Here is a 15,516-nt window from a genome sequence, read left to right as displayed (position 1 = left end):
CACGGCGCTGTTTGGCAGGGCGGGGATCAACTGAAACTGAACGGGGAGCCATTGGCTCCCCGTTGCGTTTTTACTGTTTGGCCACATCGCTCGCGGCAGGGGCCTTGGGTTTGATCAGACTGAAGTCGATCAAGGCTTTTTGCGGGCGCGAGTACGGATCTCCGATCAATTGAGGTCGGGCGACAAATTGATCGCTCACCAGGCTCTTCTTGTCGTCCAGTTCGTCAGCGCTCAAACCGGCCAGGTCTGCCCAGGTATGGATGAACTGTGAACTGCTGTAAGGACGGCCAAGGTCGCTGGCGAAGTTCCATGCATGGCTCTCACGCCATTTTGGCGAAGCCCAGGCCATGAACGGAATGGTGTACATCGGCGCTGTGGGTTTGGCTTCGTTGCGGCCCAGCGTGCTGTGGCCAACCGAATCGAACACGTCTTCACCGTGATCGGACAGATACAGCAGGAAGCCGTTGGGGTCGGTCTTGGCAAAATCCTTGATCAGGCTCGACACCACAAAGTCGTTATACAAAACGGCATTGTCGTAGCTGTTGTAAGTCGGCACCTGATCATCGGTCAGGCCGGCAGGGACGCCGTTGCGATCGGTGAACTTGTCGAAGGTCGGCGGATAACGGTACTGATAGCTCATGTGCGTGCCGAGCAGATGAATCACGATCAGCTTGCGTGGTGCACTGTCGGCCAGGATCTTGTTGAAGGGTTCGAGCACGTCACCGTCATACTGGCGCGCGTTCTGGTTCCTGTTGTTATTGAGATAGACCTGCTGGTCTGCCTGCTCGGAGAACGTGGTGAGCATGGTGTTGCGCTTGGTCATGGTCTGCTGGTTGGTCACCCAGAAGGTTTTGTATCCGGCTTGCTTCATCACGCTGACCAGCGATGGGGTGCTGAGGTACAGGTCAGGGTTTTCTTCGTCAGCAAAGGTCAGGACTTGTTGCAGTGCTTCGATGGTGTAAGGACGCGGCGTCACGACGTTGTCGAAAATCGCCAGCTGGTCGCGCAATTTGTCGAGGTTGGGCGTGGTCTCGCGCGGGTAGCCATAGAGGCTCATGCGCTGGCGGTTGGTGGACTCGCCAATGACCAGCACCAGCGTGGTGGGCTTGCCGGCTTCATTGTCCTTGAGGTTGGTCAGGGGCGGAATTTTGCTGGCACTGGCGAGCATGCCCTGCATGTTGTCCAGTTGTTCCAGGTAACGGCGATACGCCACCGCCATCTGCCATGGCACTGCGGGCTCTACCCGGCTTTCAAAGCTTTCCATGGCGGCGGCCAGGGTGTCGTGCTTGATCGTTTGCTTGATGATCGGGTAACCGACAACTGCCAGAAGCAAAGCGATTGCTACTGTCCAGGCTTGTACGCGGGGCATGTATACCGGGCGCAAGCGGGTCCAGAGGAATACGGCGAAGGCGGTATGGGCAAGGAACGCCAGTACCATCCACCAGGCGAAGTACTGGGTCATGTATTCGCCGGCTTCAGAGATGTTCGACTCGAACATGATGAAGATGACGCTTTGCGAGAATTCTTGCTGATAGATGAAGAAATAGCCGAGGCTGGCCATGGAGCACGCCCACAGCAAGACGCCAATGACGGCTGCCATTACACGGGTGTGCTTGGGAAACATGAGCATCGGCGCGAGCCAGATGGAACTCATTATGAAGGCCTGACGAAAGCCCGAAAACCCGGAGGTACCCGTCAGTTGGATCAGCAGTTGGGTAATGCCGGAGAAGTACCAGAAGAACAGAAATAGCCAGCCGAGTCCGGCCCAGTCGAAACCTTTCGCAGATGTGTTACTGCGTTTGAACATCCCCATACAGCGCTCCAGCTGATAACAACTTGAATCGTAGATGCCGTTTAGCCCGGCACAACAAGTGAGGGCCGCCTCAATATTGAGCAGCCACAAAGTGTTTCAGTATTGCTAACGGGATGTGAAAACTTTGTCACAGATGACGGCAGGCTTTGGCTCGCCGCTTGTATCGGCGTGATCAGTCGCTGTGGCGGCTGTGCTCGGCGCCGCCATTAAAAAGCTGGCCGGCCTGGGCGATTTGTAATTGCTGGCGCAATTGTGCGAGCTCCTGGCGCAACTGCACGCACTCGTCCTTGAGTTGACGCAGTTCGTCACGGCGAACTGTGACATAGAGGGTCTGGGCAGGTTGTGCGGACAATACGGTGGTCATGGTTCGCTTCGCCTCTGGCAACTTTAAATCGAGTATCCAAATTGCCCGTTGCAGGACTGGATCACTGTCGGGAGCGATTGTGATTTCTTTCTTGAATGATGTGAACTTTTAATTTTTTTGCGGTCTTGGCGTGCTCGTTCGTCTTCTGAGTGTATTGAATCGCGAATCTGGGTGGCTGCTTGTGCGAAACTATGCAGCATGCGCTAGGACTAATCCTCAGCCGGGCACCTTAAGCAATGCTGCACTAAGGTGCTGTACACCTATTTATTTGTCGTTGGGAGCAACAGTACATGCAGTTGGGAATTATTGGATTGGGCCGTATGGGCGGGAATATCGCGCGGCGTCTGATGCTCAATGGGCATACAACCGTGGTTTTTGACCGCAATACCGACTTTGTCAGTGCCCTCGAGCAGGAAGGCGCCACAGGCGTCACCGACTTGCCGGCGCTGGTAGCTGGCCTTGCCAAGCCCCGTGCTGTCTGGGTGATGCTGCCGTCCGGTGCGCCGACCGAAGACACCATCGAGACCCTGAGCCAACTGCTCGACGCCGGTGACATCATCATCGACGGCGGCAACACCTTTTATAAAGATGACATCCGTCGTTCCCGGGCGCTGGCCGAAAAAGGCCTGCAGTACGTTGACGTCGGAACTTCGGGCGGCGTCTGGGGCCTGGAGCGCGGTTACTGCATGATGATTGGCGGCGACACTGAAGTCGTTAAACATCTGGACCCGCTGTTCGCCGCACTTGCACCGGGTATGGGCGATATTGCGCGCACCAAAGACCGTGTTTCTGAAGATGATCGCGCAGAGCGTGGTTATATCCATGCAGGCCCTGCGGGTGCCGGGCACTTCGTCAAGATGGTGCACAACGGTATTGAGTACGGCCTGATGCAGGCATACGCCGAAGGCTTCAACCTGATGAAGATGAAGGGCGGTGAGAATCTGCCGGAAGATCAGCGTTTTGACCTGAACCTGGGTGATATCGCCGAAGTGTGGCGTCGTGGCAGTGTCGTGTCGTCCTGGTTGCTGGATCTGACCGCCGATGCCCTGGCCACCGACGCGCCGCTTGACGGCTACTCGGGCGCCGTGGCGGACAGCGGTGAAGGCCGCTGGACCATCGAAGCGGCCATGGAGCAGTCGACCCCGGTACCGGTATTGTCGAACGCCTTGTTTGCCCGCTATAGCTCACGCCAGCAAAGCCTGTATGGCGACAAATTGTTGTCGGCCATGCGCTTTGGTTTCGGCGGCCATGTGGAGACACCTAAGAAATGACCGATCAGTCCAGCAAATCCAACACCAAACCGGCACCGCCTACCACGCTGTTCCTGTTTGGGGCTCACGGTGATCTGGTCAAGCGCTTGCTGATGCCGGCGCTGTACAACTTGAGTCGCGATGGTTTGCTGGACGATGGTTTGCATATTGTGGGCGTCGACCACAATGCAATCAGTGATGAGGGCTTTGCCAAAAAGCTGGAGGACTTCATTCGCAATGAAGCCGCCAGCAAAGTGGATCATCCTGAGGGCCAGGGCTTGAATGCCCAATTGTGGGCTTCGCTGGCGAAGAACATCAGTTACGTGCAGGGCGATTTTCTGGATGACAGCACCTATGCCGCGCTGGAACAGAAGATCATCGCCAGTGGCACCGGCAACGCGGTGTTCTACCTGGCCACTGCCCCCCGCTTTTTCAGCGAAGTGGTGCAGCGGTTGGGTGCTGGCGGGTTGCTAAAAGAAACCCCGGAAGCTTTTCGCCGGGTAGTTATTGAAAAACCTTTTGGCTCAGACGTTGAAACGGCGCAGGCATTGAATGCCTGTCTGCTGACCGTCATGAGCGAGAAGCAGATCTACCGGATTGACCATTACCTGGGCAAGGAAACAGTCCAGAACATTCTGGTCAGCCGATTCTCCAACGGGCTTTTCGAATCCTTCTGGAACAATCATTACATCGACCATGTACAGATCACCGCGGCAGAAACCGTCGGGGTCGAGACACGTGGCAGTTTTTACGAGCACACCGGCGCACTGCGCGACATGCTGCCCAATCATTTGTTTCAACTGCTGGCGATGGTGGCAATGGAGCCCCCCGCAGCTTTTGGCGCCGATGCGGTGCGGGGTGAAAAGGCCAAGGTGATTGGAGCAATCCGCCCCTGGTCGAAGGAAGAAGCGCTGAAAAACTCGGTGCGCGGGCAATACACCCAGGGTGAGTCCGGTGGCAAACCGGTCGTGGGGTATCGCGAAGAGAACAACGTGGCCCCTGACAGCAACACTGAAACCTTTGTTGCGCTCAAGGTCATGATCGATAACTGGCGCTGGGTCGGCGTGCCATTTTATCTGCGTACCGGCAAGCGCATGAGTGCCCGTGATACTGAAATCGCAATTTGCTTCAAGCCCGCGCCTTATGCGCAGTTCCGTGACACCGAAGTAGACCGGCTGCAGCCAAACTATTTGCGGATCCAGATTCAGCCCAACGAAGGCATGTGGTTTGACCTTCAGGCCAAGCGACCGGGGCCGGGGCTGAAAATGGCTAATATCGCCCTTGGATTTGCGTACAAAGACTTCTTCGAAATGCAGCCTTCCACCGGCTACGAAACATTGATCTACGACTGCCTGACGGGGGATCAGACCTTGTTTCAGCGCGCTGACAATATTGAAAACGGCTGGCGCGGTGTGCAGCCATTTCTCGATGCATGGCGTGAACACACGGACGTGCAGTCCTATCCGGCTGGACAGGATGGTCCCGAAGCAGCAAAACAACTGCTGGCACGCGATGGTCGCGCTTGGCTGAACATAGGATGAGTGACGTGAAGCAAGAGTCCATTGAGCTGGTGCTGAGTGACATGGATGGCACCCTGCTGTCGCCTGACCACAGCCTCAGTCCTCGCAACCTGGCTGCAGTGAAAAAGCTGCAGGCGGCGGGTGTTCATTTCACGCTGGCCTCCGGCAGACCGCCCAGAGCCATGCGCGAGATCAGCCAGCAACTGGGCATTGAATTGCCGGTCGCCGGGTTCAATGGCGGACTGCTGGTCAACGCCCAGGGCGAATACCTGCAGTCCCATCATGTGCACTATGAAGGGGTGCTAAAGACCCTGGCCCTGTTGGCGGAACACCCGGTTGAGGTCTGGCTGTTTGTCGATGAAGACTGGCTGGTACGTGATCCGTCCGGCGAAATGGTCGCTCACGAGCAGCACGGCCTCGGGTATGCGCCGAAGGTGGTTGAAAGCTATGAGCCTTATCTGCACAAGGTGCACAAGATCGTAGCCACCTGCAGCGATGCGCCGTTATTGCTGGACCTTGAACAGCGCTTGCAACCGGTGTTGAGCGGGCTCGCGGTCGCCAGTCGCTCACAGGCCCGTTATCTGGATATCACCGCACTCAAGGCCAACAAAGGCGATGCGCTGGTGGCTCTGGCCGAGTTTCTGGATGTGCCGCTGGTGCGCACGGCGGCCATCGGCGATGGCGGCAATGATCCGGCGATGTTTCATCGGGCAGGGATTTCGATTGCCATGGGCCAGGCCCCGGAAGAAATACGCAAGCAGGCGATGTACGTGACGGGCAGCAACCTTGAAGACGGTGTCGCCCAGGCGATCGAGCGTTTTATTCTGTAGCCCGGTTTTTGGCGTAATAACGGCCTGCCTGAGGCCCGCAGTGCTTGCTATAGTCCGCGACTTATTGACCGGCACTGCGCCCCACAAAGGATTGAGCTTATGTCCGACTACCAGGCTTTCAAGGTTGAGTTACAGGGCAGCATCGCCCACGTGCAGATCAATCGACCTGAGAAGGTCAATGCGATGAATGCGGCGTTCTGGAGCGAAATCGTCGAAATCTTTCAATGGATCGATGAAACCGATGCCGTCCGCGTAGTGGTACTCAGTGGGGCGGGCAAGCACTTTTCGGCCGGTATTGATCTGATGTTGCTGGCCTCTGTGGCCAATGAACTGGGCAAGGATGTAGGGCGTAACGCGCGTTTACTGCGGCGTAAAATTCTGCAGATGCAGGCCTCGTTCAATGCAGTCGATGGGTGCCGCAAGCCAGTTCTGGCAGCCATTCAGGGTTATTGCCTGGGGGGTGCCATTGACCTGATCGCCGCCTGCGACATGCGCTATGCAGCAGCAGATGCGCAGTTCTCGATCAAGGAAATCGACATGGGCATGGCTGCCGATGTCGGCACACTGCAACGTCTGCCCCGCATCATCGGCGATGGCATGCTGCGTGAAATGGCCTACACCGGGCGCATGGTGCTCGCTGACGAGGCGCGTACGATCGGCCTGGTCAATCGGGTCTACAGTGATCATCAGGCGTTGCTCGAAGGCGTTATGGCGATCGCGCAAGAGATCTCCGGCAAGTCGCCGATTGCCATTGGCGGGACCAAGCAGATGATCGGTTATATGCGTGATCACCGCGTAGATGACGGTCTGGAGTATGTCGCGACATGGAACGCGGCCATGCTCCAGTCAAGCGACTTGCGGTTGGCGATGACCGCACATATGACCAAGCAAAAGCCTGAATTTCTCGACTGACACTTTTTAACCTGACCAAGGATCGTTTCATGACACCGCGTTGGACCACGGCAGTACTGGATGCAGACCTACCTGGCGGCCTGGCTGTGGTGCGCGGCCCCGACGGATTTCTGCTTGACGATAATGGCCCGCTGTTCCCCCGTGAATGGCTCAAGCGTCAGGACCTGCCGCTGCTGGCCGAGCATGGTATCGGGCATCTGGACGGCGAGCCGGTATATCTGCTGGAGCTGGAGCGTCCGGCGCAGGTTGAAGGCTGCCGCTGGCAGGGCTTGCGGGCTTTTATGCTGGAGGGCGATCACACCCTTTACAAGGTCCTGGGCTACGCCGCGCAAATAGGCACCTGGGCCACAGAGCATCGTTTCTGTGGCAGTTGCGGGCGGGCCATGACGCAGGTACCCGGGGAGCGTGCGATGTACTGCGCGCCCTGTAACCTGCGCAGTTATCCGCGTATTTCGCCGAGCATGATTGTATTGATTACCCGGGGCGATGAGGTGCTGCTGGCGCGTTCGCCGCGCTTTGTGCCGGGGGTATATAGCACGCTGGCGGGATTCGCCGAGCCGGGGGAGTCGGCGGAAGATTGCCTGATTCGCGAGGTGCGTGAAGAAGTGCAGCTGGAGGTTACGAATATCCAGTACATGGGCAGTCAGTGCTGGCCATTTCCGCATTCGATGATGCTGGGTTTTCATGCGGAATATGCAGGGGGTGATATCGTGCCCCAGGCGGACGAGATAGAAGATGCGCAGTGGTTCAATGTGCATCATTTGCCGCCGCTGCCAGCATCGCGCTCGATTGCGCGCTATCTCATCGACCTGTATGTGGCGCGGCGCTTAGGCCTGGCCGAACCAGTGTTGCCAGGCTAGGCGTACGGTCAGTCCCAGGACCACGGTGATAAACACCGGGCGAATGAATTTGGCCCCGCCGCTGATCGCGCTGCGGGCGCCAAAGAAAGCACCGACCATTACGGCAAAGCCCATGGTCAGGCCGATCACCCAGTCCACATGCCCCGAAAAAACAAATACCGACAGCGCCGCAATGTTGCTGACGAAGTTCATGCTGCGGGCCACGCCGCTGGCTTTCACCAGGTCGATGGGATACATCAGCATGCTGCTGACGGTCCAGAAGGCGCCTGTTCCGGGTCCGGCTACGCCGTCATAGAAGCCCAGACCCAGGCCTTGTGGCAGCTGCCATTTCTTTTTGATCGGTGCATCGTTGTCGATCGGGGTTTTGGGTGTGCCACCGAACAACAGATACAGGCCACAGCCAAAAACAATCACCGGCAGCATTTTGTTCAGCCACTCGGCGGGCATGTAATGGGCCACGATGGCACCGATCAGTGCGCCTGCCAAAGTCCCGAAAATAGCCAGCTTCCACTCTCTGGGATGGAATAGTTTGCGTCGATAGAACGTAAAGCTGGCAGTGGCCGAGCCGAACGTCGAACTGAGTTTGTTAGTGCCCAGCACCAGGTGCGGGGGCAAGCCGGCAGTGAGCAAGGCCGGGGTGGTGAGCAGGCCACCGCCACCGGCAATGGCATCGATAAAGCCGGCCACAAAGGCCACTGCGGCCAGAATGGCGAGGGTGGTCAAATCTACGCTGAGTTCAAAAGGCATGGGATCGACTTAATTCGGCGGGGCGTACGGCGCACAAGCGCGGGAAGGGCGTCATCTTACCGATAACGGTCGACAGCGGCGATAGACCTTTTGCGCTCGAAAAGTGTTGTCGGGCCAACAGTCATTCAACAAATAAGCGCCAGACAGACAGCTCGCGCCGGTTTCCTGTGGCGGTAAGAGCGGTTTAGACCTGTTGGCATAGATGCTGCTCTGTGGTTAGGACATTTCCTAACGCCGAGATCATGCCAATGAGTCAGCAAGCCATAAAATTTGCCTACTGGGTGCCTAACGTCAGCGGTGGTCTGGTGGTCAGCAAGATTGAGCAACGTACCGATTGGGGGATCGATTACAACCGCAAACTGGCGCGCCTGGCGGAGGCGGCAGGTTTTGAATATGCCCTGACCCAGATCCGTTTCACTGCGGGTTACGGCGCAGAATTCCAGCACGAGTCGGTAGCGTTCAGCCACGCGCTATTGGCTGCTACCACCCACTTGAAAGTCATCGCTGCGATCCTGCCGGGGCCCTGGAAGCCTGCGCTGGCAGCCAAGCAACTGGCCACCATTGATCAGCTGACGGAGGGCCGGATTGCGGTCAATATTGTCAGTGGCTGGTTCAAGGGTGAATTCAATGCCATCGGTGAGCACTGGCTGGAGCATGACGAGCGCTACCGCCGCTCGGAGGAGTTCATTCGTGTCCTCAAGGGGATCTGGACCCAGGATAACTTCACCTTTAAAGGGGATTTCTACCGGGTCAACAATTACACCCTCAAGCCCAAGCCGCTGGGTTTGCCGCATCCGGAAATATTTCAGGGTGGCAGTTCGCGTGCTGCGCGGGATATGGCAGCCAGCGTATCGGACTGGTACTTCACCAATGGCAACACCCCGGAAGGGATCAAGGCACAGATCGACGACATTCGTGTCAAGGCGGCTGCCAACCAGCGCTCGGTGAAGGTCGGGGTGAATGCTTTTGTCATTGCCCGTGACACGGAGCAAGAGGCGCGGGCGGTGTTGCAGGAAATCATCGAAAATGCCGACGTTGAGGCGGTTCATGCCTTTGGTGACGCAGCGAAACAGGCGGGCAAGTCCTCAGTTGAGGGGGAAGGTAACTGGGCCAAGTCAACCTTTGAGGATCTGGTGCAGTACAACGATGGTTTTAAAACCAATTTGATTGGCACGCCGCTGCAGATCGCACAGCGGATCGTGGCGCTCAAGGCCTTGGGCGTGGATCTGGTGCTGGCGGGGTTTCTGCATTTTCAGGAAGAGGTGGAGTATTTCGGACGTCGGGTGCTGCCTCTGGTAAGAGAGCTGGAAGCGCGCCGGCTCGAGGAATTAACCCCGGCTTGAGGGAAAGCCCGGCAGCAATGCCGGGTTGCTGCCGAGGTGTCCACTCACAACGCCGTTTGTGCATCAAGCCTTCGTGTGTTTACGGCCAGAGCCCCGAGTTTGATCAGACGAGTACGGGTGACATTGCGGCTCAAGCCCAGCAGTTTGGCAGTATGTACCTGGTTGTGATGGCAGAACTCGTAAGCCGCGCGCAACAGGCTGTCCTCTACGGTTTCGTGCAGGGCGCCAGGTTCTTCTTCGAACAGCTTTTGAAATGCACGCTGTAACAAGTGGTCAGTGGTGGTGGATGGTTGTGGCGCAGCAGGCTCCAGGCGTTTGCTGCGTGACTGCGACAGGCGCAAGTCCCGGGCGGTGATGGTCTGATTGCTGCACAGGAGCAAGCTGTGGTGCACGACGTTTTCAAGCTCGCGAATATTGCCCTGCCAGGGGTGATCCATAAGCACCTGTTCAGCGCATGTACTTAATGCTGTAGGGCCGTGTTGCAGTCGTTGCCGGTAGGTTTGAAGGAAATGCCTTGCCAGCGGCAGGATGTCGCCCTGGCGCTCGCGCAAGGGCTGCAGAACAAGGCTGACCACGTTCAGCCGGTAATACAGATCTTCGCGAAAGTGACCGGCATCGATAGCCTGCTCCAGATTCACATTGGTTGCCGCCAGCACGCGAACATTGATCGGCGTGCTTTTGCGCGACCCAAGCCGCACCACCTCTTGCTCTTGCAACACACGTAACAGTTTCACTTGAATGGGCAATGGTAAATCGCCGATTTCGTCCAGAAACAACGTGCCGCCGTCAGCCTCTTCAAACCAGCCGGCCTTAGCCCCGAGTGCACCGGTGAATGCCCCTTTCTCATGGCCGAACAGCTCGGCTTCGACCAGAGATTCGGAGAAGGCTCCGCAGTTTACCGCCACAAACGGTTGTTGATGGCGGTGGCTGAGCTGGTGAATATGGCGGGCGACAATCTCTTTGCCGGTGCCGGTTTCTCCGATGATCAACACACTGGCATCACTGGGGGCTATTTGTTGCAGATGCGCGAGCAACGCCTTGGAGGCAGGGTCTGCAAAAACCTGGGCTGTGGCCCGTATGGAGGTCGCGAGTGCCGGAGTGGCAGGCAGTGTTAAAAGCTGCATGTACAGCTCCTTTTATCGGGGGAGGGCTATACCCACAAAAGGAAAGCCGAAGGCTGCTTTATAAAGAGCTTTTGTTATTCCGTAAACTAACGTAATTCCATATTTATATATCCTTATGGCATATCAGACTTGCGCAGACAGGTACTTTTAGCGCTTTATAGGGCTATGGTTTTTTGATCTCGTGAATTTTGGAAGGCTCCTACGACATTTGTTGAAGCGGCTTCTTTTGTCACCCAGGTTAATCGGGTATTTCTAATGGCCACGTTTTCAAGGTGGCTTCACTCTTCTGATATCAAGCACTGCCTGATTCCGGAACGCTCAGTAGGTTTGCACAATGAACAAAAGACCTCTTTATTTCGATTACGCTGCCACCACACCCGTGGACGCTCGTGTCATTCAGGTGATGGTCGATTGTCTTGGCTTTGAAGGAAACTTTGGCAACCCGGCCTCGGGCTCACATGTTTTCGGTCAGCAGGCCCGAGGCTCGGTGGAGCTGGCTCGCGAACAGGTTGCACAGCTGATCAATGCCAGGGCCGAGCACATTATCTGGACCTCGGGTGCTACCGAGTCCAATAACCTTGCGTTGAAGGGTGTGGCACTGGCCAGCGGCAAGGCGCGCGGGCACATCATCACCAGTCAGATTGAACACAAGGCGGTGCTGGACACGGCCCGGTTCCTCGAAGAGTCAGGATTTGATGTGACGTATCTGGCGCCCGACAGCCATGGGCTTGTGAGCGCGCAGCAAGTCAGCGATGCGTTGCGAGAGGACACTCTGCTGGTGTCGCTGATGCTGGTGAACAATGAGCTCGGGACAGTGAATGACATCCCGGGTATTGGTTTACGGGTTCGCGAACACGGTGCGTTGTTTCATGTTGATGCCGCCCAGGGCGCTGGCAAGGTAGCCATCGACCTGGAGGCGTGGGCCGTGGATCTGATGTCGTTTTCGGGGCACAAGGTTTACGGGCCCAAGGGGATTGGCGCCCTGTATGTGGGGCCACGGGCACAGGATCGTTTGCAGGCCCAGATCCATGGTGGCGGTCATGAGTCGGGGCTGCGCTCCGGAACCCTGGCCACTCACCAGATAGCCGGCATGGGGGCTGCTTTTGCCCTGGCCAGCGAATCATTTGCCCAGGAGCTGGCGCATATCGGCGCTCTGCGTCAGCGGTTGCTGGAGCAGTTGGCCGATGTGCCGGGGTTGCAATGCAATGGCTGTCCAACGCAACGAATTCCCCATACCTTGAGCCTGACCTTCAGCGAAGGGCATTTCAACAGTTCGGCATTGAGCGCTGTGCTGGCGTATTCGGCTACTTCGGCATGTAACTCGGCCAGTAAAACCCCGTCCCATGTGTTGCTCGCGTTGGGCCATGATGCTGAAAAAGCCGGTCGAACCATTCGATTGAGTCTCGGGCGCTTTACCCGCGAGCAGGATATTGATGTCGCAGTAAATGCGATTAAAGCAGCCGTTACCGCGCCTGCACCTTTCTGGGCGGTTGCCCAGTCTTAGCCGCTGATTCATTATCCGGAGGGAATAATATTAGTAGTGACTAGCAGGAGGCGGAATGAGTACTCAGTCGTTGAATCCGGGATTGGTAGTGCAGCGTTTGGCGCGCGCCAGAGCCTTGATGAGCCAGAACGGAATACAGGCACTGTTGGTACCCTCGGCCGACCCCCATCTTTCAGAATACTTGCCCGCCTATTGGCAGGGCCGGCAATGGTTGTCGGGTTTTCACGGTTCAGTCGGCACTTTGATTGTGACCCCGACCTTTGCCGGTCTTTGGGCTGACAGCCGTTACTGGGAACAGGCGGCCAAAGAGCTTGCCGGTAGTACCATCGAACTGGTCAAGCTGATGCCAGGTCAACCGGGGCCACTGGAGTGGCTGGCCGAACAGGCACCTGAAGGTGCTGTGGTAGCGGTTGATGGGGCGGTGCTGGCACTGGCCTCTGCACGAATACTGGAAAGCAAACTCAAAGAGCGCGGTGCCGTTTTACGCACAGATATCGATCTGCTGGGGCTGGTCTGGGAGGATCGTCCTGCGCTGCCGGTCCAGGCGGTGTATGAGCATCTACCGCCACAAGCAACAGTCAGTCGCGTGGACAAACTGGCACAGTTGCGTAACTCACTGGTGCAGCGCAAGGCCGATGCGCATTTCATAGCAACCCTCGATGACATTGCATGGTTATTTAACCTGCGTGGCTCGGATGTTTCTTTCAACCCGGTATTTGTTTCGTTTGCATTGATCGACTCGGCGCAAGCCACCTTGTTTGTGGACCTGAACAAGGTCAGTCCCGCCCTGCAAGAGACACTTGGGCGTGATGGTATTGAGTTGCGCGAGTACGTTGAAATCAATGACGCGCTGGCAGCATTGTCAGTATCGACCCGGTTACTGGTGGATCCGGCGCGTGTGACCTGCGGCTTGCTCAGCCATCTGCACCCTGACGTGACGCTGGTGGAAGGGCTGAACCCGACTACCCTGGCCAAGTCGCAGAAGAGTCTGGATGACGCGTTTCATATCCGTCAGGCCATGGAGCAGGATGGTGCTGCTCTTTGTGAGTTTTTTGCCTGGCTGGAAACTGCTCTGGGGCGTGAGCGCATCACCGAATTGACCATTGATGAGCAGTTGACCGCTGCCCGTGCGCGTCGCCCGGGGTACGTGTCGCTGAGCTTCAACACTATCGCTGCCTTTAATGCCAATGGCGCAATGCCGCACTATCACGCGACTGAGCAAGAACATGCCGTGATTGAAGGGGATGGCCTGCTGTTAATAGACTCTGGCGGTCAATACCTGGGCGGAACCACTGACATTACCCGGATGGTACCGATTGGCACCTTGAGCGCGGAGCAAAAGCGCGATTGCACCCGTGTCCTTAAAGGCGTGATTGCCTTGTCCAGGGCCCAGTTTCCAAAAGGTATCTTGTCGCCCTTGCTGGACTCGATTGCCAGAGCTCCGATTTGGGCTGAAAGCGTGGATTACGGGCACGGAACCGGGCATGGCGTGGGCTACTTCCTGAATGTGCATGAGGGGCCTCAGGTCATTGCCTATCAGGCGGCGCCGGCACCCCATACAGCAATGCAGCCGGGAATGATTACCTCCATTGAACCCGGGACATATCGTCCGGGGCGCTGGGGTGTGCGCATTGAAAACCTGGTATTGAATCGCGAGGCGGGCGCCTCGGAGTTCGGTTCGTTTCTCAAGTTTGAAACATTGACCCTGTGCCCGATCGATAGCCGTTGCCTGGAACCCGGCCTGCTCACCCGTGAAGAGCTGGAGTGGTTCGATGCTTATCATGCACAGGTGCGTGAACGCTTGAGCCCGCTGCTTGAAGGGGCTGCGCTGGAGTGGCTGCTGGCGCGAACGGTGCCTCTTTCGAAAGTTGCCTGAGGCAGTTCTGAAGCGCGGCCAGCTTGCTCAGCTGCGCTTCAGAATGTTCAAGGCTGTCACTTGCAGAGCACAATCATGCTTCGGCTGGTGTATCCGGCAGGATTTAAGCCGAAAGGATAATCCCCTGGCTCCTGTGCGGTATCTCCAGATTTGGCAATCACTCTGTAGCCCTTGTCCCCGCAAGATTTGACGGCTTGGGCGTAGCACTTGTCCCACGAAGAGGATAAGCCGGAGCAGTTGATATGCAGGCCTCGTTTGCCATGCTTTACAGCTGGCTGGGAGGTTGCGGCGCAGCCGGCAACAGCAAGCACGGCTAAAACGGCCAAAATTCGTTTCATTCCTGTCCTTAAGCGTTTGCGTCGGGTTCACGGAGTGCGGGTGTGGATCAATCCTCTATCGCTGGCGTTTGAGGAAGTCCTTATCCGCGCCAAGCAACATTCATAACGAACAAACATCCCTTAAATGAGAGTCAATTACCAGACTTCTGTCAAATAGACGACTAATTGTCAGTCAATACAGGTTTCGAGTGGTTGCGCATCGTCAAGGTGGCTCCGACCGAAGCCATGATAATGCAAGAGATTGCCATCCATTGGCTAAAGGACAGGACCTCATTCAGAAACAACAGACCTGACAGTGCACCGAAGGCGGGTTCAATACTCATGAGAGTGCCAAATGTACGCGTGGGCATGCGTGTCAAAGCAATCATCTCAAGAGTGTAGGGGAGGGCGGTGGACAATATTGCGACGCCAATGGCGATGGGGATCAAGCTTGGGGTCAGCAAGGCGGCACCGGCATGGACAATCCCGATGGGGGCAATGAACAGCGCCGCGATCATTACGCCTAAAGCTGCTGTTTGCACGCCGTTGTCAGCGCCGGCCTTTTGCCCGTATAGAATGTACAGCGCCCAGCAGACTCCGGCGCCCAGTGCATAGCCGGTGCCGACAGGGTCGAGGCCCTGAGTGCTTTCGCCGGTGGGGATAAGCAGTAGAAGTCCGATGATCGCCAGACCAATCCAGGCAAAGTCGATGGGCCTGCGCGAGGAATAAATAGCGACAGCCAGTGGTCCTGTGAACTCGAGCGCCACAGCAATCCCCAGTGGAACCGTACGCAGTGACATATAGAAGAGGAAGTTCATGCCCCCCAGCGCTATCCCGTAAACGATCACGGTTTTTAAGGATCTGGCGGTGAGCTTGGCTCTCCAGGGTCGCAGGATCAACAGCATGATAATGCAGGCGAACAGCAATCGCAGGGTTGTAGTGCCTTGGGCGCCTATTATGGGGAACATGCTTTTAGCCAGCGAAGCACCCGATTGTATCGAGGCCATGGCAATAAGCAGCAAGCCGACGGGGAATAGTGTCGATGCAAGGCTTTGG

Annotated in this window: 14 protein-coding genes (1 of these 14 only partly in view); 8 read left to right on the top strand and 6 right to left on the bottom strand. The window is 56.9% G+C overall.

The features are described from left to right. Positions 1–70: 70 nt before the first annotated feature. Positions 71–1,813, bottom strand: coding sequence for a phosphoethanolamine transferase CptA (locus B195_RS15810; protein WP_003441510.1), 1,743 nt, complete (start codon positions 1,811–1,813; stop codon positions 71–73). Between the two features lie 172 nt (positions 1,814–1,985). Continuing rightward, a complete protein-coding gene (locus B195_RS15805; RefSeq protein ID WP_003441513.1) occupies positions 1,986–2,177 on the bottom strand; it encodes a DUF6026 family protein in 192 nt (63 codons plus the stop codon). A gap of 290 nt (positions 2,178–2,467) precedes the next feature. Here B195_RS15805 and gnd point away from each other — a divergent pair, with 290 nt between their 5' ends. From gnd to nudC, 5 genes are all read left to right on the top strand, one after another. Further along, on the top strand, positions 2,468–3,448 hold the full coding sequence (gnd, locus tag B195_RS15800) for a phosphogluconate dehydrogenase (NAD(+)-dependent, decarboxylating) (protein ID WP_003441516.1): 981 nt from the start codon (positions 2,468–2,470) through the stop codon (positions 3,446–3,448). Then, a complete protein-coding gene (zwf, locus tag B195_RS15795; protein WP_003441519.1) occupies positions 3,445–4,968 on the top strand; it encodes a glucose-6-phosphate dehydrogenase in 1,524 nt (507 codons plus the stop codon). Before gnd ends, zwf begins: the two co-directional genes overlap by 4 nt. Beyond that, positions 4,965–5,777 carry a Cof-type HAD-IIB family hydrolase gene (locus B195_RS15790; protein WP_037001458.1) on the top strand — a complete coding sequence of 271 codons (813 nt, stop codon included), beginning with the start codon at positions 4,965–4,967 and terminating at the stop codon, positions 5,775–5,777. Before zwf ends, B195_RS15790 begins: the two co-directional genes overlap by 4 nt. Before the next feature lie 99 nt (positions 5,778–5,876). Next, on the top strand, positions 5,877–6,689 hold the full coding sequence (locus tag B195_RS15785; protein WP_003441526.1) for a crotonase/enoyl-CoA hydratase family protein: 813 nt from the start codon (positions 5,877–5,879) through the stop codon (positions 6,687–6,689). Positions 6,690–6,718: 29 nt separating this feature from the next. Continuing rightward, positions 6,719–7,549: an NAD(+) diphosphatase gene (gene nudC / locus B195_RS15780; RefSeq protein WP_003441530.1), complete on the top strand. Its 831-nt coding sequence runs from the start codon at positions 6,719–6,721 to the stop codon at positions 7,547–7,549. Here nudC and B195_RS15775 read toward each other — a convergent pair. Beyond that, the gene (locus B195_RS15775; protein ID WP_003441533.1) at positions 7,517–8,296 is read right to left on the bottom strand and encodes a TSUP family transporter; all 780 of its coding nucleotides are present in this window, start codon (positions 8,294–8,296) and stop codon (positions 7,517–7,519) included. The genes nudC and B195_RS15775 overlap by 33 nt on opposite strands. A gap of 242 nt (positions 8,297–8,538) precedes the next feature. On the opposite strand from B195_RS15775, the gene sfnG reads away from it, so the two are divergent. After that, positions 8,539–9,639 carry a dimethylsulfone monooxygenase SfnG gene (gene sfnG, locus B195_RS15770; RefSeq protein ID WP_165439792.1) on the top strand — a complete coding sequence of 367 codons (1,101 nt, stop codon included), beginning with the start codon at positions 8,539–8,541 and terminating at the stop codon, positions 9,637–9,639. 44 nt (positions 9,640–9,683) lie between these two features. Here the strand turns inward: sfnG and B195_RS15765 are convergent, their stop codons facing one another. Continuing rightward, positions 9,684–10,763, bottom strand: coding sequence for a sigma-54-dependent Fis family transcriptional regulator (locus B195_RS15765; protein WP_003441537.1), 1,080 nt, complete (start codon positions 10,761–10,763; stop codon positions 9,684–9,686). Between the two features lie 334 nt (positions 10,764–11,097). On the opposite strand from B195_RS15765, the gene B195_RS15760 reads away from it, so the two are divergent. Then, a complete protein-coding gene (locus tag B195_RS15760; RefSeq protein ID WP_003441539.1) occupies positions 11,098–12,267 on the top strand; it encodes a cysteine desulfurase family protein in 1,170 nt (389 codons plus the stop codon). A 55-nt stretch (positions 12,268–12,322) separates the two neighbouring features. Then, positions 12,323–14,143, top strand: coding sequence for an aminopeptidase P family protein (locus B195_RS15755; RefSeq protein WP_003441540.1), 1,821 nt, complete (start codon positions 12,323–12,325; stop codon positions 14,141–14,143). Positions 14,144–14,199: 56 nt separating this feature from the next. Here B195_RS15755 and B195_RS15750 read toward each other — a convergent pair whose 3' ends face one another. Continuing rightward, positions 14,200–14,481, bottom strand: a complete 282-nt coding sequence (locus B195_RS15750) for a hypothetical protein (RefSeq protein WP_081481296.1) — start codon at positions 14,479–14,481, stop codon at positions 14,200–14,202. Positions 14,482–14,642: 161 nt separating this feature from the next. Then, positions 14,643–15,516: the 3' portion of a threonine/homoserine exporter RhtA gene (gene rhtA, locus B195_RS15745; protein ID WP_003441542.1), read on the bottom strand. 14 nt of this gene lie beyond the right edge of the window; 874 of the gene's 888 nt are visible here — the last part of the coding sequence; its start codon lies beyond the right edge, outside the window — the gene reads right to left on this strand; its stop codon occupies positions 14,643–14,645.

Source organism: Pseudomonas sp. Lz4W (genome assembly GCF_000346225.2).
Lineage (GTDB): Bacteria > Pseudomonadota > Gammaproteobacteria > Pseudomonadales > Pseudomonadaceae > Aquipseudomonas > Aquipseudomonas paraversuta.
Note: the sequence above shows the minus strand (reverse complement) of the source record. Positions and strands in the feature narration are given on the sequence as shown.

Bases quoted from the DNA above. Each gene is read 5' to 3' on its own strand.
- B195_RS15810 (WP_003441510.1), bottom strand. From the start codon at position 1,813: ATGGGGATGTTCAAACGCAGTAACACATCTGCGAAAGGTTTCGACTGG.
- B195_RS15805 (WP_003441513.1), bottom strand. From the start codon at position 2,177: ATGACCACCGTATTGTCCGCACAACCTGCCCAGACCCTCTATGTCACA.
- gnd (WP_003441516.1), top strand. From the start codon at position 2,468: ATGCAGTTGGGAATTATTGGATTGGGCCGTATGGGCGGGAATATCGCG.
- zwf (WP_003441519.1), top strand. From the start codon at position 3,445: ATGACCGATCAGTCCAGCAAATCCAACACCAAACCGGCACCGCCTACC.
- B195_RS15790 (WP_037001458.1), top strand. From the start codon at position 4,965: ATGAGTGACGTGAAGCAAGAGTCCATTGAGCTGGTGCTGAGTGACATG.
- B195_RS15785 (WP_003441526.1), top strand. From the start codon at position 5,877: ATGTCCGACTACCAGGCTTTCAAGGTTGAGTTACAGGGCAGCATCGCC.
- nudC (WP_003441530.1), top strand. From the start codon at position 6,719: ATGACACCGCGTTGGACCACGGCAGTACTGGATGCAGACCTACCTGGC.
- B195_RS15775 (WP_003441533.1), bottom strand. From the start codon at position 8,296: ATGCCTTTTGAACTCAGCGTAGATTTGACCACCCTCGCCATTCTGGCC.
- sfnG (WP_165439792.1), top strand. From the start codon at position 8,539: ATGCCAATGAGTCAGCAAGCCATAAAATTTGCCTACTGGGTGCCTAAC.
- B195_RS15765 (WP_003441537.1), bottom strand. From the start codon at position 10,763: ATGCAGCTTTTAACACTGCCTGCCACTCCGGCACTCGCGACCTCCATA.
- B195_RS15760 (WP_003441539.1), top strand. From the start codon at position 11,098: ATGAACAAAAGACCTCTTTATTTCGATTACGCTGCCACCACACCCGTG.
- B195_RS15755 (WP_003441540.1), top strand. From the start codon at position 12,323: ATGAGTACTCAGTCGTTGAATCCGGGATTGGTAGTGCAGCGTTTGGCG.
- B195_RS15750 (WP_081481296.1), bottom strand. From the start codon at position 14,481: ATGAAACGAATTTTGGCCGTTTTAGCCGTGCTTGCTGTTGCCGGCTGC.